Source organism: Micromonospora krabiensis (genome assembly GCF_900091425.1).
GTDB classification, from domain to species: Bacteria; Actinomycetota; Actinomycetes; order Mycobacteriales; family Micromonosporaceae; genus Micromonospora; species Micromonospora krabiensis.
Genome location: NZ_LT598496.1, coordinates 6,430,013 through 6,456,151, shown reverse-complemented (window position 1 = coordinate 6,456,151; position 26,139 = coordinate 6,430,013). Strand labels below are relative to the sequence as shown.

Genomic DNA, 26,139 nt, shown 5'->3' with positions numbered 1-26,139 from the left:
GCGCGACTACGGGGTCAGGCGGTGCAGGTCACGCGGGAAGGCGGTGACCTCGCGGACGTTCGCCGCCCCGGTCAGGCGGGCGACGAAGCGTTCCAGGCCGATCGCGAAGCCGCCGTGCGGCGGCATCCCGTGGCGGAACGCGTCCAGATAGCCGGCGTACGGCTCGACCGGCTCGCCGCGCTCGGCCAGCGCCGCCAGGTAGTCGGTGTGCCGGTGCAGGCGCTGCCCGCCGGTCACCAGCTCCAGCCCGCGGAACAGCAGGTCGAACCCGTTGCTGTACCCGGGCCGGTCCGGGTCCGGATGGGTGTAGAACGGCCGCTTCGCCATCGGGTAGCCGGTGACGAAGAGGAAGTCCGACCCGTGCTCCCGGCGGGCCCACTCCCCCAGCGCCCGCTCGTGCGCGGGCGCCAGGTCGGGTTCGTCGGCCGGCGCACCGGCGACCTTCAGCGCCTCGGTGAAGTGCAGCTCCGGGATCCGCTCCGGCACGACCGGCAGGTCGACCCCGAGCGTGGCCACGGCGCTCCCGGCCCGGTCCGCCACGGTGGACAGCATCCCGGCCAGCACGTCACGCAGGACGGCCATCACGTCCCGGTGGTCGGTGACGAAGCCCAGCTCGACGTCGAGCGACGTGTACTGCGCCAGGTGTCGGGCGGTGTCGTGGGGCTCGGCCCGGAACACGGGACCCACCTCGTACACGCGCTCGAACACGCCCACCATCAGCTGCTTGTAGAACTGCGGCGACTGCGCCAGGTAGGCGGGGCGGCCGAACCAGTCCAGCGCGAACACGTTCGCCCCGGACTCGGTCGACGAGCTGACCACCTTCGGCGTGTGGACCTCCACGAACCCGCCCGCGTCCAGCGCCGCCCGGAACCCGGCGACGGCCGCCGCCGAGACGCGCAGCGCCCCCGACCGGGTGGGGTGTCGCAGGGCGACGGGTGCGTGGTCGAGCTGGGTCGGCAGGCTCGCGGTGAGCGCCGGCCGGTACAGGTCGAACGGTGGCGGCTCGGCGGGCGCGCCGAGCAGCCGTACCGTCGGCGCGGTCAGCTCGACCCCGGCGGGCGCCGTGGTGTTCGCCGTCACCGTGCCGACGACCTCGACGGTGCTCTCCTCGGTCAGCGCCTCGACCTGGGCGCGGACGGCGGCGTCGGCGACCACCACCTGGGCCAGGCCGGTGGCGTCCCGGATGATCAGGAAGGCCACCGACTTCAACAGCCGACGGCGGTGGACCCAACCAGCGACCCGGACGGTCTCGCCGACGCGGGTGGTGAGCTGGGCGGACAGGATGCGTTGCATCGCGGCTACCTCCTTGATCAATCGCAACGCCTCCGCCGTGTGCGGCGGAGCATCACTCCTGTCCCAAAGAGGTGCGGGCGAGCGGGAACCTCGCGGTGCCACCACACCTTCGCCCCCGCCGGAGCGGGAGCCTCGTTCGTCGCCCGTGACGGGGGCCAACCGGCGGGCTCTACTGGGCGCGGACGCCGTTCTTCCCGCAGCTCGGGAGGGTCTTCGCGGGCCCGGCGCCAGACCGCCTCGCACCAACCGGCGGCTCTCTGCTCTGGCGGGTCGGGCCGCTACTCGGCTCCGTCGTCGCTGTTGGCGGGAACGCTAGCACCGACACCGGCAGAATGTGACGACCTTTTTCGACTGCGCGGTGTGCGGCGTCACAAGGCTCCGGGGCGTGACGCCGGTCGCCCGACCTACATCGACGGCCACCGTGCGGCGTAGGCTCGGTTTCGTGACGATCGAGCACTCCGCGCCGACGACCGGCCAGGCCGCGCGTACCGCGACGCCCGCCCCCGAGGGGCGGCGCATGCTGCGGATCGAGGCCCGCAATGCCGAGACGCCGATCGAGCGCAAACCGCCGTGGATCAAGGTCAAGGCCAGCATGGGGCCGGAGTACACCCAGCTGCGCGGGCTCGTCTCGCGCGAAGGGCTGCACACCGTCTGCCAGGAGGCCGGCTGCCCCAACATCTACGAATGTTGGGAGGACCGGGAGGCCACCTTCCTCATCGGCGGTGACCAGTGCACCCGCCGGTGCGACTTCTGCCAGATCGACACCGGCAAGCCCGCCGAGTTCGACGCCGACGAGCCGCGCCGGGTCGCCGAGTCCGTGGTGACGATGGGCCTGCGCTACGCCACCGTCACCGGCGTCGCCCGCGACGACCTGCCCGACGGCGGTGCCTGGCTCTACGCCGAGACGGTCCGGCAGATCCACGCGCTGCAGCCCGGCTGCGGCGTCGAGCTGCTGATCCCGGACTTCAACGCCGTTCCGGAGCAGCTCGCCGAGGTGTTCGGCGCGCGCCCCGAGGTGCTCGCCCACAACGTCGAGACGGTGCCGCGGATCTTCAAGCGGATCCGTCCGGGCTTCCGTTACGAGCGGTCGCTGGACGTGATCCGGCAGGCCCGCGCCGCCGGTCTGGTCACCAAGAGCAACCTGATCCTGGGCATGGGCGAGGAGCGGGCCGAGATCTCCCAGGCGCTGCGCGACCTGCACGACGCCGGCTGCGAGCTGATCACCATCACGCAGTACCTGCGTCCCAGCGCCCGGCACCACCCCGTCGAGCGGTGGGTCAAGCCGGAGGAGTTCGTCGAGCTGCGCGAGGAGGCCGAGCAGATCGGCTTCGCCGGGGTGATGAGCGGGCCGCTGGTGCGCTCCTCCTACCGGGCCGGCCGGCTCTACCAGCAGGCCCTCGCCGCCCGCGAGGGCAGCGTGGTCGCCGCCGGCTGACCCGCCGCGCACTGCTGCGCCGCCCGGTGCCGGCCGGGTGCCATGATCAGTCCATGACCGTCGGCGTACGCCAGGAGCCCCGCGACGCGCCCCGCGCGCTGCCGGGCGCCGGGCCCGTCCGGCTGGCCGGCGCGCTGACCCTGCTCGCGCTGCTGGCCGGGGTCGGCTACCGGCTCACGCTGCTGCTGTGGGACGCGCCGCCGACGAACAGCGACGAGGCCACCATGGGGTTGGCCGCGCTGCACATCGCCCGGGGGCAGGAGTTCCCGGTCTGGTTCTACGGCCAGGCCTACATGGGGACGCTGGAGGCGTACCTCGCCGCGCCGGTGCTCGCCCTCACCGGTCCGTCGGTGCTCGGGCTGCGCCTGCCCACCCTGGCGCTGTACGCGCTCTTCGTCGTGCTCGCCTGGCGGCTGACGCTGCGGCTCACCGGGGACCGCTGGTTCGCCCTGCTCGTGGTGGTCCTGCTCGCGTTCGGCTCGGACCGGATCGTCAAGAACCAGCTGATCGCCGGTGGCGGCTACCCGGAGATGAACACCGCCGGCGCGGCGCTCGCCCTGCTCGCGTACGACCTGTGCGCCGGTCGGCCGCGCCGACGGCTGCCGCGCTGGGCGGCGTGGGGTCTGCTCGCCGGACTGACGCTCTGGGTGGACCCGCTGGTGCTGCCGTACGTGGTCGCCGTCGGGGCGGTGCTGCTCGTCGTCCGCTGGCGGGAGGTGCGCGGGTGGGCCGGCGTGACGCTCGGGTTGGCCGCGTTGGTCGGCGCCGCGCCGCTGCTCGGGCACAGCCTGGCCACCGGCCGTAACCCGCTGACCGCGGTGCTGGCGGCGGGCGGCGCCGACGTGCCGGCCGGCTGGGCGGACCGGCTGCACGGCGGCCTGCTGCTCGGCCCCCCGCTGGGCATGGGCTTCTGCTCGCCGGGGCACTGCGCGACGTGGCAGCTCTGGTGGGCGGTCACACTGCCGGTGCTGCTCGTGGCCGGCACGGTCGGCGCCTGGCGCGCGCTGCGCGCACCGGCCGGCGGGCGGGTCGTCGGCGGGAACGGGCCGGCGCCGGCCGGTCGGGTCGCCGGCGCGCTCCGGCTCGCCCTGACGCTGGCGGCGGCCGCCACCCTCGCCGTGTACGTCGCCAGCAGCGCCTCCGGGCTCACCCCCGTGGAGAGTTCCCGCTACCTGTCCTGCCTGCTCATCTCCCTACCCGCCCTGCTCTGGCCACTGTGGAGCGTCGTACGCCGTGGGCTCGCCCACGCGCCGCGGCCGGCGGTCCCGGTCCGCGTCGCGGCGGTCGGCGCCGCCGTCGTACTGGCCGCGACGATCCTCACCACCGGGTACGCGACCGGGCGGGCGGCCGGCACCGCCCCCGGGGCACGGGCCGCCGAGGACCGGCACACCGACCTGGTCGCCACGCTGCGCGGCCTCGGCGTCCGCCACGTCTACGCCGGCTACTGGACCTGCAACCGGCTCACCTTCGCCAGCGGCGAGGACGTCGTCTGCGCGGTGATCGACGACGAACTGCGGCCGGGCTTCGACCGCTACCCCGCGTACCGCCGGGCGGTGTCCAGGTCGACGGCCCCGGCCTGGGTCGCGCCCACCGGCTCGCCGCTGGCGTCCCGACTGGACGACCGGATGCGAGCCGCCCCCGGCAGCCTCGACCTGGTCACCGTCGACGGCTACCGGGTCTACCTCCCCCGCACCTGACCCCTGCCGTCCGTGTGGGCGTTGGCAACACTGACGCATGAGCGCCCGGCGCACGGTCCGGTTCACGGTGCTGGCCCTCCGCGTCCTGGTGACCGCCGACGGCGAGCAGGGCAGCGCGCCCGGCACCCGCTCGAACACCTGCTCCGCGGAGACCGCGTCGGCCCCGGGCGGCTCGCACGCCGCACTGTGGGTCGCGCTGGTCCGCCTCGGCCGGCGGGACGGCCAGGGGCCACGGTGCGAGTCGGCCGACAAGACGCTGTACCAGCCTCTCAACCGCCGCACCCAGCCCCTGGCGCTCGGCGACCGCGCCCTCTACTTCTTCGACGGCGATCCCGCCGCCGGCCGGACCGTCCACCTCAGTGCCTGCCTCGGCACCTACCTCGTCTACGTCCACTACTCGGCGGTCGGCGTCACCGACGCGGCCCTCGCCGATGCGGCCCTCACCGACGCGGCCCTCACCGATGCGGCCCTCGCCGATGCGGCCACGGTCGTCGCGCAGGAGGTGCTGTCATGGCGGTGATGGGGTCACCAGGAATGCCCCTCTTCCGAGGCGGCCTGCCGCCGGGGCAGCCCGTCGACCGTCGGGCGGCGCTTCGGGAGGCGCTGTTCGGCCTCGCCGTTCTCGCGCTCGCCGTCGCCGCCGGTCTCCTCGGCGCGCAGCTCGGTCGGCTGGCGGCGCCCACCGTCGTACGGTGGCAGATCGAGCGCGTCGACGAGGCGACGGACGCTCCCCCACGCCCCCCGCTGCCGCGGTCCCCGTTCGAGGGGTAGCCGCGCCGACGACCCGCGTCAGCGTGCGGCGGGGTCGCCGAGCAGGTTGAGCCGGTGGGCGAGCGCGGCGGCCTCCACCCGGTTGGCCACGTCCAGCTTCGCGATGATGCGCGAGACGTGCACGCTGGCCGTCTTGGGCGAGATGAACAGCCGCTCGGCGATCCGGCTGTTGCTGTGCCCCTCGGCGACCAGCCGCAGCACCTCCCGCTCCCGCTCGGTCAGCAGGTCACCGGGGCGGCCCCGGGCCGCGCCGCGCAGGCCCACCCGGCGGGCCAGGGTGGCGGCCTGCTCCGCCAGCGGCGCCGCGCCGAGCTGACCGGCGATCGCGGCCACCTCCTGCACCGCCTCGGCCACCTCCGACCGCTCCCCCGCCGCCGCGGCCGCCTCCGCCAGTGACAGCAGCGCACGGCCCAGCGGGTACGGCTGCCCATCGACCCGCCACGCCGCGACGGCCGTGCGCCAGGCCGCCAACGGGTCCGGCCCGGGCGCGACGGTCGCGGTGACCTGCGCCGCGTACGCCCGCTCGGGCGGGAACCGGACGGGCACCGTGGCCGCCAACGCGGCGACCCGGGCGGCGAGCGCCATGTCGTCCAGGTGCCGGGCGCCCCGGGCGGCCGCGGCGAGCAGCGGCCAGGCGTACCGGGGATAGAAGGGCAGCGAGTCGACGGCGAGCGCCGCCTCCACGGCCCGCCGCAGCTCGAACCGGTCGTCGACCGCGAGCGCCGCCTCCACCCGCAGCTCGTCCACCGGCAGCCGCATGTGGGGGTGCAGGTAGGGGCGGGTGAGGAAGCTCAACGCCCGACCGATCGCCTCGTCGGCGCCTCGGGCGCCCTGGGCCAGTCGCAACCCGGCCCGCAGTTGCAGCCAGTGCAGGCCCGCGACGCCGGGCGGGTCGAGCCGGGCCGCGTCGGCGCAGACCCGGTCGGCCTCCGCCCAGCGGCCCAGGGCCACCAGCGCCTCCGCCCGGTTGGAGAGCAGGTACGCCCCGGTGGACCGGCTGATGCCGACCCGGCGCGCCTCGGTCACCCCGTCGGCGGCGGCCTGCGCCGACTCCTCGTAGCGGCCCAGTTCGAAAAGCAGGTCGGAGATGTAGACCAGCGCGCTGACCAGCGTCGGGACGTCACCGGCGGCACGGGCCGACGCCTCGGCACGGCGGATCTCGGCCAGCCCGAGCTCGGCCGAGTCCTTCCGGTGGGCCAGCACGGCCATCTGGATCGGCAGCCGGGCGGCGTCCATCCCGGCCGCCTCGGCGGCGGCCAGCACCTCGGTGGCGATCCGAACGCCGTCCACCGGGTCGATCCGGGCCAGTTGGGAGGCGGTCGCGGCGAGCAGCTCCATCCGTTCCGGCCCGTCCGGCCCCTCCGACGCCAGCCGGTACGCCTCCCGCAGCTCGGCGGCACCGTCGCCCTTGCCGAGCATGGACACCATCCGGCCCCACCGGTCGAGCAGCCGGGCGGCGCGCAGCGGCTCGGCCGCCGTGTCGACCTCCGCCGCCGCCGCCCGGGTGAGGGTGAGCGCGCGCTGGTAGTCACCGGCGGTCGCCGCCGCGGTCAGGGTCTCCTCCAGCACCGCCAGGTGGTCCATGTCGAGCAGCCGGCCGGCGTCGGGCACCAGCTCCCACAGCTCCAGCACCCGCTCCATCAGCCGGCTCTGCTCCGCGTACGCGTACCGCTCGGCGGCCGCCCGGGCGGCGGCGCGGGCGGTGACCAGGGCGCGCGGGTGGTCGTGGGCGGCGTGCCAGTGGTGGGCGATCTCGGCCGGGGCACGGCCGGCGGCGACCAGGTGCGGCTGCGCCTCGATGGCGGCGGCGAACCGGGCGTGCAGGCGCGCGTGCTCGCCGGGGAGCAACTCGTCGTGGACGGCCTCCCGGACCAGGGCGTGCCGGAACTCGTAGTCCCCGTCGGGGTCGACCACGACCAACTGGGCGGCGACGGCGGCGCGCAGCGCGTCCTCCAGCTCCGGATCGGGTAGCCCGGCCACCTCGGCGAGCAGCTGGTGGGCGAAGCGGGTGCCACCGGCCGCGGCGATGCGCAGCACCCGCTGAGCCGGCTCGGGCAGCCGATCGACCCGGGCGAGCAGCAGGTCGCGCAGGGTGTCCGGCAGGGTGGCGCAGCCGATGGGGTCGCCGGCCGCGGCCAGCTCCTCGATGAAGAAGGGGTTGCCCTGCGTACGGTCGTGGATGTCGTCGACGGCACGGGCGGCCGGCTCGGCACCGAGCAGGTCGGCGAGGATCGCCCCGGTGCCGTCCCGGTCGAGCCGACCCAGCTCGACCCGGTCGACGGCGCGGGCGCGGTCCAGCTCGGCGAGGAAGGGACGCAGCGGGTGGCCGCGCTGGAGCTCGTCGGTGCGGTAGGTGCTCACCAGCAGCAGCCGACCCGGGCGGGCGGCCCGCACCAGGAAGCCGATCAGGTCGCGGGTGGACCGGTCCGCCCAGTGCAGGTCCTCGATGACCAGCAGCAACGGGCGCTCGTCGGCGAGCCGCTGGAAGAGGTCCGCCACCAGGTCGAACAGGTAGCCACGCGGGGCGTCGGACAGGGGCGCGCCGGCCGGGGCGCCGGCGGCGGCCGGCACCCGGGTCAGCTCGGGGAGCAGCCGGGCGAAGTCCCCCTCGTACCCGGCGAACACCTGCGGACCGTCGCAGCGCAGCACCGTGCGCAGCGCGGCGGCGAACGGGGCGAACGGCAGGCCCGCCTCGCCGAGTTCGAGACACTGGCCGACCAGGGGGCGGACCCCGGCCTCGGCGGCCAGCCGGCAGAACTCCTCCAGCAGGCGGGTCTTGCCGACGCCGGCCTCACCGCCGACCAGGACGGTGGTCGGCTCACCGGCGCGGGCTCGGGCGAGCGCGTCGCGCAGCACCGCGAGCTCACGCTGCCGGCCGACGAGGACGGTGCTGGCGGCGCGTACGGTCACGGCACCGAGCATGCCACGGTCGGCGCGCCCGGGGTCTCCCACGATCGCCGGGTCCGGGGACCCGCCGCCCGGCGCGGCTGGGACGCCCACCCCGAGGGCGGCCGGGCGATCCGGCGCGGGACTCGCGGCGGCGGGTCCGCCGATGACCGCCGGGACGGTCATCGGCGGGCGTCGGTGCGGCCGACGTGCCGCCGCCGGCCGAGCCAGCCGCGCCCGGCCGGCCGCGGCACCGCGCGGGCCAACCGGTCCGCGGCGGCCTCCGCGCGCAGCTCGGCGGCGTGGGTACGGTGCAGCGACAGGAGGAACTCTGCGTCGTTGCCGAACATGTCGATCTCCTTCGTGCGGGTGGTCAACTGCTGACGTTGACTCTTCGCGCGAAGGTGCCCGCGAGGCATGGGGACGCCGCCGCATTATCGGCCGCCGCCCCCCTCCTTACCCGCCGCTGGCCGGCCGTCGGGCGGCCGTAAGGTACTCAGCCGGCGGGCACCCCGGGCGCGGATCAACAGGACGGGCGCGGCCCACTAGACTCGTCGGTATGGCAAAGCCCCAGGAGAAGGTCTCGTTCGGCCAACGGCTGAAGCAGATCGGGATGGTGTTCCAGTTCACCGCGAAGCAGGACCGGTGGTTCGCGCCCCTGGCCGCCGCCGCGGTGCTGATCCCGCTCGCGCTCACCGTGGTGGCGGTGATCTTCTGGGGCTGGATCTGGGTGCCGATCGGCATCCTGTTCATCCTGCTCGCGCTGCTGATCGTGCTCAACCTGCGGTCCAACCGGGCGATGATGAACGCCGCCGAGGGGCAGCCCGGCGCCGCCGCCCAGATCATGGAGAGCATGCGGGGCGACTGGCGGGTCACACCGGCGGTCAGCTCCACCACCCAGATGGACATGGTCCACCTGGTCATCGGCCGCCCGGGCGTGATCCTGCTCGCCGAGGGCAACCCGCAGCGGGTGCGCGGCCTGCTCGGCCAGGAGAAGCGCCGGCTGGCCAAGGTGATCGGCTCGGCGCCGCTCTACGACTACGTGATCGGCCAGTCCGAGGACGAGCTGCCCATCCGCAAGCTGCGGATGACGCTGATGCGGCTGCCCCGCAACCTCAGCGGCAAGGACGTCAACGCGCTGGACAAGCGCCTCAAGGCGCTCAGCGCCCGGCCGCAGCTGCCCAAGGGCGCGATCCCGAAGAACATGCGTCCGGCTCGCGGCGCCTTCCGCCAGACCCGGGGCCGCTGACCCCACGACGTACGCCACGAAAGGCCAGGCCCGAGCGCCTGGCCTTTCGCATACCGCCCCACGCCCCCCACGCCCCACGCCCCACGCCCCGGCGATCTTGCAGTTTCGGCCCTGCGGGTGGGGCTTTCACGCCTTATGCCCGGGCAGGAAGTGCAAGATCGCGGGCAGGAGGGCGGGGCGGGGAGCGGGGCGGCGCGGGGCGGGGGGGTGGTTAGGCGGGGGTCATTGCGGCGTTGGTGGCTCGGTCGTGCAGGCCGCGGCGGTGCTGGTCCATGATCAGGGCGGGTACGACCAGGGCGAGCAGCACGCCGCGCAGCAGCGCACGGGGCACCCCGATCCGGCCGCCGTCGCTCCAGGAGAGGCAGCGGATCCGGGTGAGGTACATGCCGGGGGTCTGGGCGAAGAGGCCGAGGAAGAACCCGTACACGAGGATCAGCACCAGCACCGGGGCCCACCCGTCGCGTACCGGGTCGGCGAAGAAGTTCGACACCAGCAGGCAGAGCACCCAGTCGATGACCAGTGCGCCGAACCGGCGGCCCAGGTCGGCCGGTTTGAAGGCGGGGTCGGTCGCGGGCGGTACCGGGCGCTCAACAGGCGGGTTGGTCACAGCGGTCAAGGGTAGCCAAGCCGTCGGCGAGCCCCACGAGCCAGCCGTGTGCCGAGCCGTCTCGGCCCGACTCCCCAGCGGTGGCGAGCGGGGACCAGGCCCCCGGATCTTGGAGAGTTGGGGCCCCTCCGGGGGCGCTAATCCTCCAAGATCTCCTCGGATGGCCGGTCCGCAGGCGGAGCGGCTCCCGTGGCGGACGCGCCAATTCCGACCATTGGCTGCAATGGCCACGACAACGGCACAGGTCGTCGCCGGTCCACGCGTGCGCAACCCGCGCCGAGCGGCGGTCATGACGCTCCGCGAGGGACGTAACACGGCAGAAACAAAGGAGACACGGCCGGGCAACCCCCCGGCCATAGCGTCGCCAGGAGCCTAGCCACCAACTGGACGTGCCAGGAGGACGTGTGTTCGCCAACCCCGAGGAACTGCTGCGGTACCTCAAGAACGAGGACGTGAAGTTCGTCGACGTACGTTTCTGTGACCTGCCCGGCGTGATGCAGCACTTCAACCTGCCGGTGGAGTCCGTCAGCGACGATCTGTTCACCGACGGCCTCGCGTTCGACGGTTCGTCGATCCGCGGTTTCCAGGCGATCCACGAGTCGGACATGCTCCTGCTCCCGGACGTCGCCACCGCCTTCATCGACCCGTTCCGGGCGCAGAAGACCCTCGCGCTGAACTTCTTCATCCACGACCCGTTCACCCGCGAGGCCTACTCCCGCGACCCCCGCAACGTCGCGAAGAAGGCCGAGGCCTACCTCGCGGCCAGCGGCATCGCCGACACCGCCTACTTCGGCCCCGAGGCCGAGTTCTACATCTTCGACTCGATCCGCCACGAGACCGCCGCGAACCAGGCCTTCTACTACATCGACTCGATCGAGGGCGCCTGGAACACCGGCCGCGAGGAAGAAGGCGGCAACCGCGGCTACAAGACCGCCTACAAGGGCGGCTACTTCCCCGTCCCGCCGGTCGACCACTACGCCGACCTGCGCGACAAGATCGTGCGCCGCCTCGTCGACACCGGCTTCACCGTGGAGCGGTCCCACCACGAGGTCGGCACCGCCGGCCAGGCGGAAATCAACTACAAGTTCTCCACGCTGCTGCACGCCGGTGACCAGCTGCAGCTGTTCAAGTACATCGTCAAGAACGAAGCCTGGGCCAACGGCAAGACCGCCACCTTCATGCCCAAGCCCCTCTTCGGCGACAACGGCTCCGGCATGCACACCCACCAGAGCCTCTGGCTCAACGGAGAACCCCTCTTCTACGACGAGACCGGCTACGCCGGCCTGTCCGACACCGCCCGCTGGTACATCGGCGGCCTGCTGCACCACGCCCCGTCGCTGCTGGCCTTCACCAACCCGACGGTCAACTCCTACCGCCGCCTGGTGCCGGGCTTCGAGGCCCCGGTGAACCTGGTCTACTCGCAGCGCAACCGCTCGGCGTGCACCCGCATCCCGGTGACCGGCAGCAACCCGAAGGCCAAGCGCGTCGAGTTCCGCGTGCCGGACCCGTCGGCGAATGTCTACCTGGCCTTCTCGGCGATGCTGATGGCCGGCCTCGACGGCATCAAGAACAAGATCGAGCCGCCGGCGCCGATCGACAAGGACCTCTACGACCTCCCGCCCGAGGAGTGGGGCGACGTCAAGCAGGTCCCCGGCTCGCTGCCGGAGGTGCTCGACCGGCTGGAGGGCGACCACGACTACCTGCTCGAGGGCGGCGTCTTCACGCCGGACCTGATCTCGACGTGGGTGGACTGGAAGCGGGCCAACGAGGTCGACCCGGTGCGTCTGCGCCCGACCCCGCACGAGTTCGCCATGTACTACGACTGCTGATCGTTTACTCCATCCCGGCCGGGCCGGCTCCGCTTGCGGAGCCGGCCCGGCCACTTTGTAACGCCCCCCGATATACCTTCGCGTCCGTTATATTGCCGGGCATGGACACACCGCTGCGGGAACCCACCTTCCTGATCCTCACCGCGCTCGCCGGCGAGCCGATGCACGGCTACGGGCTGATCGGGGAGGTCACGTCCCTCTCCGACGGCCGCGTCTCGCTGCGCCCGGGCACCCTCTACGGGGCGCTGGACCGGCTCGTCGACGCCGGCCTCGTCGAGGTCGACCGCGAGGAGGTGGTGGACGGCCGGCTGCGCCGCTACTACCGCCTCTCCCCCGCCGGCGACGCCACCCTCAGCGCCGAGACCGAGCGCCTGCGCCGCAACGTCGAGGCGGCCACCAGCCGGCTGCGGGCCCGCGCCCGCACGGCCCGACCGCTCGCCCCGCGTACCGCCGGAGGGCTGGCATGACCGACCTGGAGCGCCGCTACCTGCGCCTGCTGGGCGCGTACCCCGCCGACTACCGCCGGTCCCGGGGCGCCGAGATCGTCGGGACGTACCTCGACCTGGCCCGGCCGGACCAACGCTGGCCGTCCGGCGCGGACGTCGCCGACCTCGTGCGCGGCGGCCTCCGCCAGCGGCTGCGGGCGGCCGGGGCGGCCGACCTGCTGCCGGGCGTACGCCTGGCGGCCGTCCTCGCCTTCCTCACCGCCACCGCGCTCGCCACGGCCTGGTCGCTGCTGGAGCTGCGCCCCGCACCGGCCGGACTGGGTGTACCGACCGCCGGGCCGTTCGTCTCGCTCGGCATCGGCGTGTGGGTCGCCTGGCTGCTCGTCGCGGTGGTGCACGCCCTGGCACCCGGCCGGTGGGCCCGGCGGGCCGTCGCGTCGGCGGTGCTGCTCACCGTCGCCCTCGTCCCCGCCGCCGCGCTCGTCGACCTGCCACGCCCACCCCTGTTCGTGCTGGTGCCGCAGGTCGCGTTGGGCCTGATCGCGCTCGGCCTGCCGGACGCGCTGCCGGCGTCGCTGCGGGCGGTGCCACTGATCGCCGTCGGCGTCGTCGCCGCCGCAGGCACCAATCTTCACCTGCTGCCCCCGGGGACCTTCGGCGGGAGCTACCACGGCTGGACGGCGGTGCCGGTGCTCCCGGGTGCCGCCGTCGCGCTGCTCGCGGTGACGCTGCTGCTCGCCGCCGGGCTCGCCCTGCGCGCCGACCATCGGGGCGTCTGGGCGACGCTGGTCCTGCTCACCCCCATCGGCCTGCTCGCGCTGCAGCCGCTGGCCGCGACGGTCGACGGGGTCGGCATGACCGTCGCGGTCTGGTCCGAGCTGGCCGCGACGGCCGTCGTGATCGGGGTGGTCGGCCCCGCACTGCTGCCGCTGGCGCTCGTCCTGCGCGGCCGACGGGCCCGGGCGGCCCGCCGTCCCGCCCCCTGCCCGACCTGCGGCCGCTGACCCGCCCCGTCGCCGATCGTGAGGTGCGCGGCAGCCCACCTCACGATCAGCCGGGCGGCGGCGTGCGGAGGCGGCGGGTCAGGGCGAGCACCAGGAGGGTCAGGACCAGAGCGGTCATCACCAGGGCGCCGGGCGCCTTGCTGAACCGGGCCAGGTTGGTGCCGTCCGGCAGGGTGAGGCAGGCGGCGAGCGCGCAGGGCAGCACGAACCAGGTGGTCCGGGACGCGGCGACCGCGAGCAGGGCCAGCGGCCAGGTGGCGTACCAGGGATGGAAGACCGGGGCCAGCACCACCGTGGCCGCCAGGGCCAGCCCGGCGGAGCGGAGCGTGACCCGGGGCCGGGCCGCCGCCAGCCGGGCGACCCGCTGCCGTACGTCGTTGAGCCTGCGCAGCGCCGTCCACGCCCGCCACCAGAGCACCACCAGCACCGCCACGAGCAGCAACAGGCCCACCGCCCGGGTCACCGGCACCGCGTCCGTCTGCCGGCCGAGCAGCTCCCCCGCGTAGTCGGCGACGAACCCCACCGCGGTCGGCGGTGAGGTCCACTGGGCGGAGTCGGCGGTGTGGGTGAGGCCGCCGACCCAGCCGAGGCCGAGCCCCGACCCGAGCGAGACGGCCAGCAGGGCGGCGAGCACCCCGGCGGCCAGCCAGCCGCCGTCGCGCAGCAGCGCCGGTACGGTGTAGCGGCCCCGCACGGCGGCCAGCGCGGCGAACGGCAGCACCACGACAGCGCTGGCCTTCACGGCTACCGCCAGCCCGAGCAGCACCCCGGCGACCACCAGCGGGCGAGGCTTGCCCGGGTAGCGCACCAGCACCAGCAGCCCGAGCAGGAGCAGCCCGAGCATCATCGCGTCGTTGTGCGCCCCGGCAATCAGGTGGACGCCGACGAGCGGGGAGGCGAGCAGCAGCCAGGCCGCCCGGCGGGTCGGTACACCGGCGGCGCGCGCCAGCCCGGGCAGGCAGAGCGCGACCAGCAGCACCCCGGCCAGGGCGACCAGCCGCAGCAGCACGATCGTGCCGGTCAGTCCGCCGCCGAGGAGCACCGCCAGCGCGGCGAGCAGCACGTAGAGCGGGCCGTACGGGGCGGGCGTGTCCCGCCAGATCGGCGAGACCGTGTCCAGCCACGGGCAGCCGGCCTCGGCGACCCCGGTCGCGTACGGGTCGACGCCGTGCGCGTACGCCCAGCCCTGGCAGGCGTAGGAGTAGACGTCGCGGCTGCCCAGCGGCGCGGTGACCAGCAGCGGCAGCGCCCACAGGCCGGCCGTGCGGTACGCCCACCCGGTCGACGGGACGTCCCGGCGCAGCGCCCACCAGGCGCCGACCAGTAGCCCGGTGCCGACCAGCCACGCCCCGACGACCAGCGGGCCGTGCGGCCCCTGCCAGATGGTGGCCGGTGTGGTCCGCGGCCGCACCGATGGCAGGGCCCCGCCGAGGTGACCGGCGACGGCGAGCAGCAGCGCGCCGGCCAGGCCGGCCCAGCGGGCCAGGCGGGCCCGGCCCTCGCCGGTCGTCCCGCCCGCGACGGCCGGCATCGGACGTCCGCCGGCTGCGGTCACCGGCGCGCCCCCCCTCATTCCACGGCGACCGGCCGGCGGGCCGCCCGAGCCGACCGTACCAAGCGGACCACCACCACGATCACCAACAGCGTCATCAGCGGCGCGCCGACGGTCTTGGTGTATCGGGGCAGACCCGTGCCGTCGGCGAGCACCAGGAACGACGACACCAGCGCGACCAGCACCGCCCACCGGACGCGCGGCGTGGTGGCGGCGAGCACGGTCAGCGGCCAGGTCCAGTACCAGGGGTGGAACAGCGGCGCGAGGGCCACCGTGGCGGCCAGCGCCAGACCGGCGTAGGGCAGCGGCTCGCGGGTGCGGGCCCGCCACCAGAGCCCGACCAGCAGCACGGCGAGGACCGCCATGCCGATCGCCCGGGTCACCGGCAGCGCGTCGCCGTGCCAGCCGAACGGCAGCCCCAGGTAGCCGACGGTCTGCCCGACGGCGGTCGACGGCGACGTCCACGCGATGACCAGGTTGCCCTGTTCGAGGCCGCTGATCCAGCCGAAGTCGAGCCCGGCGGCGACGGTCACCGCCACCATGATCCCGACCGCGCCGCCGACCACCCAGCCACCGTGGCGGATCAGCGCGCGGACGGAGTACCCGCCGACGATCGCGGTCAGCGCCGCGAACGGCACCACGACCAGCGCGGTCACCTTGATCGCGGCGGCCAGCCCGAGCAGCACGCCTCCGGCGAGCAGCGGCCCGGGGCGACCGGGCCGGGACGCCACCACCGCCAGGCCGGCGACCAGCAGCCCGACCATGATCGCGTCGTTGTGCGCGCCGGCGACCAGGTGCACCGCGACCAGCGGGCTGGCCAGCGCCAGCCACAGCGCCCGACCGGCGGGCACCCCGCAGCGGCGGGCCAGCACCGGCACGGCCGCCGCGGTCAGCGCCACGCCGGCCACGGCAAGCAGGCGGAACAGCGCGATGCTGCCGATCAGCGATCCGGTCGCCGACACCACCGCGCCGGACAACACCACGAACAGCGGGCCGTACGGGGCGGGGGTGTCCCGCCAGATGTACGACATGGTGTCCAGCCACGGGCAGGGCAGGGCGTTGGCGCCCTGTTCGTACGGGTTGATCCCACCGGCGTAGCTGGCGCCCTGACAGGCGTACGCGTAGACGTCGCGGCTGCCCAGCGGCGGCGTGAACAGCAGCGGCAGCAGCCAGAGCGCGACGGTGACCAGCACCCACCGCACCGGGAGGTCCGCGTCCCGCAGCGACCACCAGGCGTACGCCAGGAGGCCCGTGCCCACCAGCCAGCCGAGGATGATCAGCGGCCCGTTCGGGCCCTGCCAGACGCTCAGCGGGGTCGGTCGCAGGTCTCCGTGGGGCAGCGCTCCGCCGAGGGCGGCGGCGACGGCCAGCAGCGCGGATCCCGCCAGTCCGGTCCAGCGCGCGAGGTGGTGAGGCACGCGGGACATGCTGCCAGTACGGCCGTCAGGTGCCGGAGGTGGGCATCGGGCGACGGGCCGGCCCCGCGTCAGTTCGACCGGCAGTGCCCGGTCGGGAACAGGCTGCTGGTGACGGTGTACCGGCCGGCGGCGGTGGCCCGCACGGTGGCCCAGCCGTCCGGTCCCGGGGTGAGGCAGCCCGGCGCGTCCCGCAGGGACAGCCAGCGGGACCAGCGCACCCGGACCAGCACGTCCCCCGGGGCGTCGACGGTGAACCCGACGCCCGCGCCGGTCGACTCGACCAGGTGGCCCGGCGGGGCGACCAGCGGCGTCGGGTCGATCACCTGGTAGAGCCGCCAGCCCGGAGGCTGGGCGACCTCGCGCAGGTAGGGCTGCCCGGCCAGCACGAGCGCCGCCTCGTCCCGCGCGTACCGGTCGGGTGGGCTGTCCGGCGCCACGGCCACGAAGCTGACCGCGTTGCGGCGCAGCCAGTCCCGGTAGTCCTCGGGGCTCGGCCCGGAGCCGTAGAAGAGCGGGTTGCGCTCGACGTCGACCTGGCGCTCCCAGCCGCGGGCCAACGGCACCGCCGCCGCCACGTACGCGCTCTCCCAGTGGTCCCGCAGCGGCACCACCTCGACCCGGCCGACCGGCGCCCGCCGGTGCAGTTCGTCGAGCAGCGGCTGGTAGAAGGCCGCGTGCGCCGGGGCGGACCCCGACCGGGCCAGGTCGCTGGTCATCACCGGCGACTGCCACCACACCAGTACGGCGAGCAGGGCGGCCAGCCACCGGGTGCCGAGCGTGACGAACGCGGCGACGACCGGCAGCGCGAACAGCATCGGCAGGCGCAGCGCGTTCGAGCCGATGGGGCTGGGCAGGTAGTAGGCGGCCACGAGGAGCAGCGCGGTGAGGCCCGCGCCGACCCGCAGCACCCGGACGGGCACCAGTGCGAGCACCAGCACCGCGAGTGCGACGTTGATCCGCATCGACTCGGCGGTGAACGGCTGCCGGCCACCGTTGCCGAAGAGCAGCGCCATCGGTGCGATCGCCAGCACCGGGGCCAGGCAGAGCACCAGGCTCTCCGCCCTCGGCCGGGGACGCGACCGCCACCCCCGCCACCCGTCGGTGAGCAGCATCGCTCCCCCGGCGAGGCCGGTGAAGAGGCCGGCGACCGGGCTGCCCCAGGTGGCGAGCACCGCCAGCGCCCCGGCCAGCACCAGGCGGGCCCAGCGCGGGGGGCGGGAGGCGGCGACGGCGCAGAGCGCGAGCAGACCCAGGGTCAGGCCGACGGCGAAGGTGATCCGCCCGCTGACCAGGTTCCCCACCAGCACCACGGCCCCGAGCAGCCCGCCGAGCAGCGGCCGGCGGGCGCCGCCGCGCAGCAGCAGCCACGCCAACGCCACCGCGCCGCCGACCGCCGCGATCGCGCCGACCAGGCGTACGCCGAGCGCCGCGCCGAGGAGCTGGGTGTAGAGGCTGTAGCCGAACTGGGCGACCCCGCCGTACCAGGAGAAGTCGACCGGCGCGAGCCCGTTCTCCTCGGCGAAGTGGGCGCGGGCCACCTGCGCCGAGAGGTCGGTGCCCATCGGCGGCGCGAGCAGGAACGCACCGGCGAGCAGCACCGACGCGACGAGGGTGCCGAGCAGGGTGCGGCGGCTGTCAGGCGTCGAAGACCCGCTCCATCGCCGCCCGGGACCGGCGAGCGGTCCGCAGGTACTCGTCGAGGAACTCGCCCGGGTCGTCGGCACCGAGCAGTCGTACCACGCCGGCCAGCTCCACCCCGTGTCGGGGCAGCTGGTCGCCGGCCCGCCCCCGCACCAGCATCAGCGCGTTGCGGACCTGCGCGGCGAGGGTCCAGCCGGCGGCCATCGCCGCGGCGTCCGCCGGGTCCACCAGGTCGGCGTCCCGGGCGGCCGCGAGCGCGTCGAGCGTACGCGTGCCGCGCAGCGTCGGCACCGTGCCGGCGTGCCGCAGCTGGAGCAGCTGCACGGCCCACTCGACGTCGGCGAGCCCGCCCCGCCCCAGCTTGGTGTGGGTGGCCGGGTCGGCGCCGCGGGGCAGCCGCTCGTTCTCCACCCGCGCCTTGATCCGACGGATCTCGACGATCTGCTCGCGGGTCAGCCCGTCCGCCGGGTAGCGCACCGGGTCGACCAGCGCGACGAACTCGTCGCCGAGGTCGGCGTCGCCGCAGACGAACCGGGCGCGCAGCAGCGCCTGCGCCTCCCACACCCGCGACCACCGCGCGTAGTACTGCGCGTACGCGGCGAGGCTGCGCACGAGCGGACCCTGCCGACCCTCCGGGCGCAGGTCGGCGTCCACCCCGAGCGGCGGGTCGGGGGCGGGCATGCCGAGCAGCCGCCGCAGCTCCTCGGCGATGCCGTGGGCCGCGCCGCTGGCCGTCCGCTCGTCGACCCCGGCCGGCGCGTCGTAGACGAACAGCACGTCGGCGTCGGAGAGGTAGTTCGACTCGTACCCGCCGAGCCGGCCCATGCCGATGATGGCGAACCGCAGCTTCGGCGGCGTCGGCTGGGCGGCCCGGGCGATGCGCAGCGCGGCGGCCAGCGTGGCGTCGGTGACGTCGGCGAGCGCCGTGCCCACCGCCCGCACGTCGGCCAGCCCGGGTACGACGCCGGAGTCGGTGCCGTCGGCGCGGGCCGGGGACGGGGTCGGGGCCAGCGAGCCGGCGCGGCACAGCACGTCGGCGCAGGCGATCCGGACGAGTTCCCGGCGGCGCAGCGCGCGTACCGCCCGGGTCGCCTCCACGCGGTCGGCGTGCCGGCTCGCCGCCGCGGTGAACCCCTCGTGGAGTACCTCCCGCGGGCGGGCCACCAGCTCGTTCTCCTCGGCCAGCAGCCGCAGCGCCTCCGGTTCGCGGGCCAGCAGGTCCGCGGCGTAGCGCGATGACGAGAGCACCCGGGCCAGCCGGCGGGCGACCGGGCCGGAGTCCCGCAGCAGCCGCAGGTACCAGGGGGTGCCGCCGAGCTTGTCGGACACCTGCCGGTAGTTGAGCAGGCCCCGGTCCGGCTCGGGGGCGTCGGCGAACTCGCTGAGCAGCACCGGCAGCAGGGTGCGTTGGATCGCCGCGGTGCGGCTCACGCCGCCGGTGAGCGCCTGGAGGTGGCGCAGCGCGCCGGCCGGGTCGGCGAAGCCGAGGATCTCCAGCCGGTGCCGCGCCGCCTCCGGGGTGAGTCGCAGCCCGTCGGCGGGCACCCGGGCCACCGACTCCAGCAGCGGCCGGTAGAGCAGCTTGGCGTGCAGCCGGCGTACCTCGGAGGCGTGGGTGACCCACTCGGCGCGGAACTCCTCGACGGCGCTGCGCCCCGGGGTGGCCGTGTAGCCGAGCGCGGCGGCGAGCCAGCGCAGCGCGGCCGGCTCGGTGGGAACGGTGTGGGTGCGGCGCAGGCCCTGCAACTGCAACCGGTGCTCGACGGTCCGCAGGAAGCGGTAGCCGCGCAGCAGCGCCTCACCGTCGGCCCGGCCGACGTACCCGCCGACGACCAGGGCCCGCAGCGCCGGCAGGGTGCCCGGCGCCCGCAGCGTCTCGTCGCCACGGCCGTGCACCAGTTGCAGCAGCTGGACGGCGAACTCGATGTCCCGCAGGCCGCCCGGCCCGCGTTTGATCTCGCGTTCCAGCTCCTTCGGCGGGATGTTGTCGATGATCTTGCGGCGCATGGCCCGGACGTCCTCGACCGCCTCCGGCCGCTCCGCGGCACGCCACACCAGCGGGGCCAGCTGGTCGATCCACTCCTGGCCGAGCGCCAGGTCGCCGGCGGCCGGTCGGGCCTTCAGCAGCGCCTGGAACTCCCAGGTGCGCGCCCACCGGCGGTAGTAGGCGACGTGGCTGGCGAGGGTCCGCACCAGCGGCCCGCGGTTCCCCTCCGGGCGCAGCGCCGCGTCCACCGGCCAGGCGACCAGCCCGCAGACGTGGATCAGCCGGGTGGCGATCGTGGTGGCCGCCGCCAGGTCGTCGTCCTCGGCGGCGACGAAGATGACGTCCACGTCGGACACGTAGTTCAGCTCGTCCCCGCCGCACTTACCCATCGCCACCACGGCCAGTCGGGGCCGGGGCGTGCCCTCCGGCAGCTCGCCGACGGCGATCGCGTACGCCTCGGCGAGCGTGGCGTCGGCCAGCGCCGACAGCGCCCCCATGGTCTGCTCCAGGCCACGGCCGCCGGTCAGGTCGGCAGCCGCGATCCGCAGCAACGCCAACCGGTACGCCTGACGCAGCGCCGCGACCGCGTTGCCGGCGGACTCCCCGCCCGCGGCCGGTTCGAGGCGCCCCTCGGCGGCCGGGGCACAGCCGTCCGGGGTGGTCCGCAGGACGGTCCAGTGGTCCGGGTTGGCGACCAGGTGGTCGCCGAGCGCCGAGGAGGCGCCGAGCACGGCGACCAGCCGCCGGCGCAGCCCGGGGTCGTCGTGCAACGCGTCCAGCAGCGCCGAGGCGGGCTCCCCGCTCCGGCGTTCCGCCTCGACGATCCGGTGCAGCTGGCGCAGCGCCAGGTCGGGGTCCGCCGCCCGGGACAGCGCCGAGAGCAGCTCGCGGGCGCGGTCGTCCGTCGGCTCCTGGACGTCGGGCCGCCACAGGCCCAGGCCGTCCGGGCCGAGCAGGTCGGCGGCCCGGGCGCCGCCGTCGCCCTGCGCGGTGCCGAAACCGTACCGGGCGAGCCGCCCGGGTGCGCTGGTCGGCCGGCTCATCACTGCCCGAGCAACGGCAGGCTGCGACGGGCGGCGCCCTCGTCCAGCTCTCCGAGGGCCAACGCGGCGAACCGGGCGGCGAACGGCTGCCAGACCTCCTCGACGTCGACCATCACCGCGGCGCAGGCGGCCACCACCACCTCCGGGTCGTAACCCAGCTCGGCGAGGACCGTGGAGTCGGCGGCCCACTCCGCGATCATGGCGGTGTCGCACTCGATGTGGAACTGGAGCCCCCAGGCCCGGTCACCGAGGCGGAACGCCTGGTGCGGATAGCGGGTGGAGGCGGCGAGCAGCGTCGCGCCGCGCGGCAGCTCGGTGATCTCGTCCGAGTGCCACTGGAACACGTCCGGGATCAGCGGCACGTACCGGAACAGCGGGTCGGCCTCGGCCGCGTCCCGCCGGCCCACCACCGCCGGCCCCACCTCCGGCCCGGACGGGCTGCGCTCGACCTGCCCGGCGTGCGCGGTCGCCAGCAGCTGCGCGCCGAGACAGATGGCCAGGGTGGGCACCCGGTGCCGTACGGCCTTGCGCAGCAGCCCCTCCACCGCCGGGAACCAGGGTGCGCCGGGCGAGCCGTCCGCCAGCGGGTACGCCTGCTGTTCGCCGCCGAGCACCACCAGCGCCGCGTAGCCCTCCAGGTCGGCGGGGAGCTCGTCACCGGCGTGCGGGCGTACGACCCACAGCTCCAGGCCGGCCTCCGTGAGCCACTCGCCCAGCCGGCGAAGGTCGTCGGTCGGGTCGTTCTCGATCACCAACGCGGTTGCCACGCCGTCGAGGCTATCCGGTGGCGGCCCGCGTCCCTCAGTGGCTCCGCCGGGCGTGCCGGGGTGCCGGCGCCCAGGACGGACGCCAGACCGTTCCGGGCAGCGGTGCCAGGCTCGCCAGGTGGTCGACGACCGCCCGAAGCCCCGGATGCGGACTCGTCCTGGGAAACATGAGGGAGAGCGGGTAGGCGAGCACCGGGTCCACGATCGGGATGCGGCGCAGGCCGTGGCTCGTGGGCCAGAGGTACCGGTCGCGGGCGCCGACGAGGGTGGCCACGTCGGCGGAGGCCGCGAGCGCGTCGAGCAGCACCTCGTCGCCGAAGTTCGGGCCGGCCGCGTCGATGCGGAGGTCGAAGTCGGTGGCGAGCTGGTCGTAGAAGTCCGCCCATTCGCTCCGGGGCACGATGCCCGGCACCCAGATCCGACGCTCGCGCAGCTGGGACGGCGTCAGGGTCCGCGCGGAGGCGAGCGGATGCCGGGGACCGACGAGGAGTTCCAGCGGCGAGTCGAAGGCGTGGACCATCCGCACGTCGGGGGGCAGCGCGGCCGGGTCGGTGACGCTGCGGAACGCGGCGTCGACGTCGCCGGCCTGGACGGCGGCGGCCACCTCGGTGGGGTCGTCGACCCGGAGGGTCACCACGTCGAGGTCGGTCCCGGGATGCGACCGCCAGTAGTCGTGCAGGACGACGGCCTGTGCGCTCCGCAGGCCGAGGACGTCGATCCGCAGGGCCCGCGAGCCCGGCCGGACCGCGCTGACGGCGCGGTCGGCACCCGCGACGATGCTCCGCGCGTGCGGCAGGAACGCCTGGCCGTCCAGCGTCAGCTCGACGCCTCGGGCGCTGCGGGTGAACAGGCGGACCTCCAGCTCGCGTTCCAGAGCGGCGACCCGCTTCGACACCGCCTGCTGGGTCACGCCCAACTCGTCCGCCGCGTGTCGCAGCTGGCCGAGCTCGGCCGCCCGGACGAACGACCGCACCGCCTCGGTATCCACCGGCCCAGCCTAGGGGCGCCCAACCGAACGTTGTGGCTCGCCGGCCGGCGGTTGTTTGATCCCGCCGGTGGGCAGCCGATGTGATGCGGCGACCCGTTCATCGGTCGTGGCGGAGGAGTCGGGTGCGCGTGAAACTGGGGTCCGGCTTCGGCTGGCTGTGGTCGGCCTACGCCGTCAGCACGTACGGCACGTGGATCGCCTTCGGCGCGTTCCCGCTCCTCGCGGTTCGCGTGCTGCACTCGTCGGCGTTCGCGGTGTCGCTCCTGGAGGCGGCCGGGCTCGCCGTCGCGGCGATCGTCGCTTTCCCGCTCGGGCCGTGGGTCGCGCACCGCCCCAAGCGACCGGTGATGATCACGATGGACCTGACCCGGTTCCTCGCCACCGCGAGCGTCCCGGTCGCGTACGCCCTCGGCCTGCTGTCGTACGGCCACCTGCTCGTCGTCTCGGTCGTCTCCGGAGCGGCGGGCATCGCCTTCAGCGCCGCGTCCGGCGCGTACCTGAAGCACCTCGTCCACGGCGACCACCTGCTGATCGCGAACGGGAGGTTCGAGGGCACGACCTGGGTGGCGACCGCCGCCGGACCGCCGCTCGGCGGCGCACTCGTCGGCCTGCTCGGGCCGGTCGTCACCGTCACGGCCAACGCCGTCAGCTACCTGCTGTCCGCGCTCGGCATCCTCCGCATCCGCGGGGACGACGTCGCGGCACCCCGCGACCCGGCCACCAGGGTACGCGGGGCGGCCCTCCTCGGCGGCTGGCGGTTCATCGGCCACGACCACGTACTGCGGCGCCTGTTCCTCAACTCGGTCCTGGTCGGCGGCCTGATCACGGCCACCGTCCCGCTGCTGGCCGTCCTGCTGCTGGGCGAGTACCACTTCCCCGCGTGGCAGTACGGCCTCGCCTTCGGCGTCCCGGCACTCGGCGGCTTGGTGGGGGCCCGCCTCTCCGCCCGCCTCGCGGCGCGTCACGGGCGGCGCCGCGTCATGGTCGTCTCTGGCTGGCTGCGGTCGATCTTCCCGCTCGGTCTCGCGTTCGTCCGGCCCGGTGTCACCGGACTGCTCACCGTGATCGTGGTCGAGGCCCTGTTGATCACCTGCATGGGCGTCTTCAACCCGATCTACGCCACCGAACGCCTACGACGGACTCCCCCGGACCAGGCCGCCCAGGTCCTCACCGCGTGGAGCGTCGCCGGCAGACTCGTCCAGGCCGCTCTCACGATGGTCTGGGGCGTCCTCGCCGCCCTCATCGGCCCGCTCGCCGCGATCACCGTCTCCGGCGTCCTCCTGCTCGCCACCCCGCTCCTGCTGCCCCGACGAACAGACCCGTCCCACCCCGAGCCGGTCCGGCGTGGTGGCGCCGTCCCAGCCCCGACCGGCGACGCACCGCCCTCCGGCGGCAACGCCCTGGCCTCCGGCGGCAACGTCCTGGCCTCGGACAACTAGGCTCAGCCGCTGTGCCCGACCACACCGCACCCGCCCCGTCGACCGCCGTCCGCCCGCCCGCGCTGCGTCCCGGCGACACGGTGATGCTGGTGTCCCCGTCCGGGCCGACCCGGCCGGAGCGGGTCGCCCGGGGCATGGAACTGCTCACCGGTTGGGGTCTGCGGCCGGTGCTGGCGCCGAACGCGTACGCCCGGCAGGGCTACCTGGCCGGCGCGGACGCCCTGCGCGCCGCCGACCTGAACGCGGCGTTCGCCGACCCCGAGGTGCGCGGGGTGATCTGCACCCGGGGCGGCTACGGGGCGCAGCGGGTCGTCGACGACATCGACATGGCGGCGGTCCGCCGGGACCCGAAGGTGGTGGCCGGCTTCTCCGACATCACGGCCCTGCAGTTCGCGCTCTGGCGCGGGGCGCGGCTGGCCAGCGTGCACGGGCCCGGCGCGGCGTGGCTGGACGACCGCACCCCACCGCGCTCGGCCGAGTCCCTGCACGCCGCGCTGATGACCACCGAGCCGGTGACCGTCGCCGCGGTCCCCGAGGAGGAGACCTTCGCCGTCCGCGTACCGGGCCGCGCCACCGGTCCACTCCTCGGCGGCAACCTCTGCCTGATCGCCGCCACGCTCGGCACCCCGGACATGCCGGACCTGACCGGGGCGGTGCTGCTGATCGAGGACGTGCAGGAGCCTCCGTACAAGGTGGACCGGATGCTCACCCAGCTGCGTCGGGCCGGCGCGCTGGACGGCCTCGCCGGGGTGGCCGTCGGGCAGTTCACCGACTGCGCGGACGGCTGGCCGGTGACCGTCGCCGACGTGCTCACCGAACGCCTCGGCGACCTGGGCGTGCCGGTGCTCGGCGGCCTGCCGGTGGGGCACGGCGTCGGCCAGCTCACCGTGCCCGTCGGCACCGAGGCGACCCTCGACACCGAGACCGGAACGCTAACCGTGGCGCCCGCCGTCCGCCCCACCCCCTCCCCATCCCCATCCCCGTCCCCCTCCCCGTCCCCGACCCCCTCCCCTGCCCGTTGATCAAGATGTTCGCGTCAGGATCGCGGCGGATCGTGACGCGAACCTCTTGATCAACGAGTAAGGCCGGAGGGGGTCGGGGTTAGGGGGTTAGGCGGGCCACGTGGCCGGTCTCCAGGGCGGCCCAGAGCGTGCCGTCGGCGGCAAGCGTGAGGCCGTGCGGCTCGGAGCCCGCGGTCGGCAGGTCGAACGTGGTGATCGACCCGGCGGCGTCGGCGTGGCCGATCCGGTTGGCGCCCCACTCGGTGTACCAGACCCCGCCGGCGGGGTCGGCGACGATCGCGTGCGGCCGGGCGGCGCGGTCCGGCAGCGGGAACTCGTCGATCCGACCGTCCGGAGCGATCCGACCGAGCTGACCGGCACCGATCTCCACGAACCAGACGGCCCCGTCGGCCGCGACGGTGATGCCGACCGGCGCGGCGCGCTCGGTTGGCACCGGCCGCACGTCGACGCTGCCGTCCGTCCCGACCCGGGCGATCGCGTTCGCCTGGTTGAGGGTGCACCACACCGCGTCCGGGCCGGCGGCGAGCATCGAGGCGAACGCCCCGGTCATCGGCAGCGGGAACGTTGTCACCGCGCCGTCGGGCGTGACCCGGCCGACCGTGTCGGAGTTCATCCCGGCGTACCAGAGGGCACCGTCGGCACCGGTGACGACGCCGCACGGGCCGGTGCCGGCCGGAAGCGTGACGGCGCTGAGCCCGCCGTCGGTGGCGATCCGGCCGAGCCGGTCGTCACCGGAGCGGCTGAACCACAGCGCGCCGTCCGGCCCGGGCGTGATGATCAGGGGTCGGCTGTCCGGCGCGTCCAGCGACCAGGTCCGCACGTCGCCGTCCGCGCCGACGCGGGCGATGCCGCCGGCGTGGACCAGCGTCAGCCAGAGCGCGCCGTCGGGCCCGACCGCGATGCCGTACGGCCCGGCGCCGCTCTCGGCCACCGGGATCTCCCGGATCCGAGGGTGAGTCACGCTGCCTGCCTCTCTCCGTCGACGGTCACGGGTCGTGCCGGCGGCCACCGGCGTACGCGGCCCGTCCGGCCCGGCCGACGGTCAACCCTGCCCGTCCCGCTGCG

General features: G+C 75.1%; 21 protein-coding genes. 10 read left to right on the top strand and 11 right to left on the bottom strand.

All coding sequences use genetic code 11. The features are described from left to right. Positions 1–6: 6 nt before the first annotated feature. Positions 7–1,293, bottom strand: coding sequence for an aspartate--tRNA(Asn) ligase (gene aspS, locus GA0070620_RS29750; RefSeq protein ID WP_091596381.1), 1,287 nt, complete (start codon positions 1,291–1,293; stop codon positions 7–9). Positions 1,294–1,678: 385 nt separating this feature from the next. On the opposite strand from aspS, the gene lipA reads away from it, so the two are divergent. The 4 genes from lipA to GA0070620_RS29730 are packed head-to-tail and all read left to right on the top strand — an operon-like array spanning position 1,679 to position 5,196. Further along, positions 1,679–2,728 carry a lipoyl synthase gene (lipA, locus tag GA0070620_RS29745; RefSeq protein ID WP_377519864.1) on the top strand — a complete coding sequence of 350 codons (1,050 nt, stop codon included), beginning with the start codon at positions 1,679–1,681 and terminating at the stop codon, positions 2,726–2,728. Positions 2,729–2,781: 53 nt separating this feature from the next. Then, complete coding sequence (locus GA0070620_RS29740; RefSeq protein WP_091596375.1) at positions 2,782–4,425, top strand: hypothetical protein; 1,644 nt, start codon at positions 2,782–2,784, stop codon at positions 4,423–4,425. A 37-nt stretch (positions 4,426–4,462) separates the two neighbouring features. Then, positions 4,463–4,945, top strand: coding sequence for a hypothetical protein (locus GA0070620_RS29735; protein WP_091596372.1), 483 nt, complete (start codon positions 4,463–4,465; stop codon positions 4,943–4,945). A gap of 14 nt (positions 4,946–4,959) precedes the next feature. Next, positions 4,960–5,196: a hypothetical protein gene (locus GA0070620_RS29730; RefSeq protein WP_091596369.1), complete on the top strand. Its 237-nt coding sequence runs from the start codon at positions 4,960–4,962 to the stop codon at positions 5,194–5,196. 18 nt (positions 5,197–5,214) lie between these two features. Here the strand turns inward: GA0070620_RS29730 and GA0070620_RS34105 are convergent, their stop codons facing one another. After that, the gene (locus tag GA0070620_RS34105; protein WP_091599586.1) at positions 5,215–8,118 is read right to left on the bottom strand and encodes a helix-turn-helix transcriptional regulator; all 2,904 of its coding nucleotides are present in this window, start codon (positions 8,116–8,118) and stop codon (positions 5,215–5,217) included. A gap of 146 nt (positions 8,119–8,264) precedes the next feature. Next, positions 8,265–8,459, bottom strand: a complete 195-nt coding sequence (locus tag GA0070620_RS29720) for a hypothetical protein (RefSeq protein WP_091596366.1) — start codon at positions 8,457–8,459, stop codon at positions 8,265–8,267. A 182-nt stretch (positions 8,460–8,641) separates the two neighbouring features. Between GA0070620_RS29720 and GA0070620_RS29715 the strand changes: the two genes are divergently transcribed. Further along, the gene (locus GA0070620_RS29715) at positions 8,642–9,331 is read left to right on the top strand and encodes a DUF4191 domain-containing protein (protein ID WP_091596363.1); all 690 of its coding nucleotides are present in this window, start codon (positions 8,642–8,644) and stop codon (positions 9,329–9,331) included. 211 nt (positions 9,332–9,542) lie between these two features. On the opposite strand, the gene GA0070620_RS29710 is transcribed toward GA0070620_RS29715, so the two are convergent. Next, complete coding sequence (locus tag GA0070620_RS29710) at positions 9,543–9,947, bottom strand: RDD family protein (protein WP_377519867.1); 405 nt, start codon at positions 9,945–9,947, stop codon at positions 9,543–9,545. A gap of 395 nt (positions 9,948–10,342) precedes the next feature. On the opposite strand from GA0070620_RS29710, the gene glnA reads away from it, so the two are divergent. The 3 genes from glnA (at position 10,343) to GA0070620_RS29695 (ending at position 13,217) form a co-directional block, all read left to right on the top strand. Then, a complete protein-coding gene (gene glnA, locus GA0070620_RS29705; protein ID WP_091596358.1) occupies positions 10,343–11,767 on the top strand; it encodes a type I glutamate--ammonia ligase in 1,425 nt (474 codons plus the stop codon). A 101-nt stretch (positions 11,768–11,868) separates the two neighbouring features. After that, on the top strand, positions 11,869–12,234 hold the full coding sequence (locus GA0070620_RS29700; protein ID WP_091596355.1) for a PadR family transcriptional regulator: 366 nt from the start codon (positions 11,869–11,871) through the stop codon (positions 12,232–12,234). Next, positions 12,231–13,217, top strand: coding sequence for a serine/threonine-protein kinase (locus GA0070620_RS29695; RefSeq protein WP_091596352.1), 987 nt, complete (start codon positions 12,231–12,233; stop codon positions 13,215–13,217). Before GA0070620_RS29700 ends, GA0070620_RS29695 begins: the two co-directional genes overlap by 4 nt. A gap of 46 nt (positions 13,218–13,263) precedes the next feature. Here GA0070620_RS29695 and mptB (GA0070620_RS29690) read toward each other — a convergent pair whose 3' ends face one another. The 6 genes from mptB (GA0070620_RS29690) to GA0070620_RS29665 form a co-directional block, all read right to left on the bottom strand. After that, complete coding sequence (gene mptB, locus GA0070620_RS29690; protein ID WP_091596349.1) at positions 13,264–14,748, bottom strand: polyprenol phosphomannose-dependent alpha 1,6 mannosyltransferase MptB; 1,485 nt, start codon at positions 14,746–14,748, stop codon at positions 13,264–13,266. A gap of 38 nt (positions 14,749–14,786) precedes the next feature. Further along, a complete protein-coding gene (gene mptB, locus GA0070620_RS29685) occupies positions 14,787–16,187 on the bottom strand; it encodes a polyprenol phosphomannose-dependent alpha 1,6 mannosyltransferase MptB (protein ID WP_172836528.1) in 1,401 nt (466 codons plus the stop codon). A gap of 68 nt (positions 16,188–16,255) precedes the next feature. After that, complete coding sequence (locus tag GA0070620_RS29680; RefSeq protein ID WP_231922017.1) at positions 16,256–17,785, bottom strand: hypothetical protein; 1,530 nt, start codon at positions 17,783–17,785, stop codon at positions 16,256–16,258. Between the two features lie 37 nt (positions 17,786–17,822). Further along, the gene (locus GA0070620_RS29675; protein WP_091599580.1) at positions 17,823–20,858 is read right to left on the bottom strand and encodes a bifunctional [glutamine synthetase] adenylyltransferase/[glutamine synthetase]-adenylyl-L-tyrosine phosphorylase; all 3,036 of its coding nucleotides are present in this window, start codon (positions 20,856–20,858) and stop codon (positions 17,823–17,825) included. Further along, the gene (locus GA0070620_RS29670; RefSeq protein ID WP_091596345.1) at positions 20,858–21,625 is read right to left on the bottom strand and encodes a type 1 glutamine amidotransferase; all 768 of its coding nucleotides are present in this window, start codon (positions 21,623–21,625) and stop codon (positions 20,858–20,860) included. The genes GA0070620_RS29675 and GA0070620_RS29670 overlap by 1 nt, the downstream gene beginning before the upstream one ends. Before the next feature lie 34 nt (positions 21,626–21,659). Next, a complete protein-coding gene (locus GA0070620_RS29665) occupies positions 21,660–22,613 on the bottom strand; it encodes a LysR family transcriptional regulator (RefSeq protein ID WP_091596343.1) in 954 nt (317 codons plus the stop codon). Positions 22,614–22,741: 128 nt separating this feature from the next. On the opposite strand from GA0070620_RS29665, the gene GA0070620_RS29660 reads away from it, so the two are divergent. Then, positions 22,742–24,052, top strand: a complete 1,311-nt coding sequence (locus tag GA0070620_RS29660) for an MFS transporter (protein ID WP_231922016.1) — start codon at positions 22,742–22,744, stop codon at positions 24,050–24,052. Between the two features lie 83 nt (positions 24,053–24,135). After that, positions 24,136–25,074, top strand: coding sequence for a S66 peptidase family protein (locus GA0070620_RS29655; protein WP_091599577.1), 939 nt, complete (start codon positions 24,136–24,138; stop codon positions 25,072–25,074). A 79-nt stretch (positions 25,075–25,153) separates the two neighbouring features. On the opposite strand, the gene GA0070620_RS29650 is transcribed toward GA0070620_RS29655, so the two are convergent. After that, positions 25,154–26,035, bottom strand: a complete 882-nt coding sequence (locus tag GA0070620_RS29650; protein WP_091596339.1) for a Vgb family protein — start codon at positions 26,033–26,035, stop codon at positions 25,154–25,156. Between the last annotated feature and the right edge of the window lie 104 nt (positions 26,036–26,139).

Bases quoted from the DNA above. Each gene is read 5' to 3' on its own strand.
- aspS (WP_091596381.1), bottom strand. From the start codon at position 1,293: ATGCAACGCATCCTGTCCGCCCAGCTCACCACCCGCGTCGGCGAGACC.
- GA0070620_RS29655 (WP_091599577.1), top strand. From the start codon at position 24,136: ATGCTGGTGTCCCCGTCCGGGCCGACCCGGCCGGAGCGGGTCGCCCGG.
- GA0070620_RS29735 (WP_091596372.1), top strand. From the start codon at position 4,463: ATGAGCGCCCGGCGCACGGTCCGGTTCACGGTGCTGGCCCTCCGCGTC.
- GA0070620_RS29700 (WP_091596355.1), top strand. From the start codon at position 11,869: ATGGACACACCGCTGCGGGAACCCACCTTCCTGATCCTCACCGCGCTC.
- GA0070620_RS29740 (WP_091596375.1), top strand. From the start codon at position 2,782: ATGACCGTCGGCGTACGCCAGGAGCCCCGCGACGCGCCCCGCGCGCTG.
- mptB (WP_091596349.1), bottom strand. From the start codon at position 14,748: ATGCCGGCCGTCGCGGGCGGGACGACCGGCGAGGGCCGGGCCCGCCTG.
- GA0070620_RS29675 (WP_091599580.1), bottom strand. From the start codon at position 20,858: ATGAGCCGGCCGACCAGCGCACCCGGGCGGCTCGCCCGGTACGGTTTC.
- GA0070620_RS29695 (WP_091596352.1), top strand. From the start codon at position 12,231: ATGACCGACCTGGAGCGCCGCTACCTGCGCCTGCTGGGCGCGTACCCC.
- GA0070620_RS29715 (WP_091596363.1), top strand. From the start codon at position 8,642: ATGGCAAAGCCCCAGGAGAAGGTCTCGTTCGGCCAACGGCTGAAGCAG.
- GA0070620_RS34105 (WP_091599586.1), bottom strand. From the start codon at position 8,118: ATGCTCGGTGCCGTGACCGTACGCGCCGCCAGCACCGTCCTCGTCGGC.
- GA0070620_RS29730 (WP_091596369.1), top strand. From the start codon at position 4,960: ATGCCCCTCTTCCGAGGCGGCCTGCCGCCGGGGCAGCCCGTCGACCGT.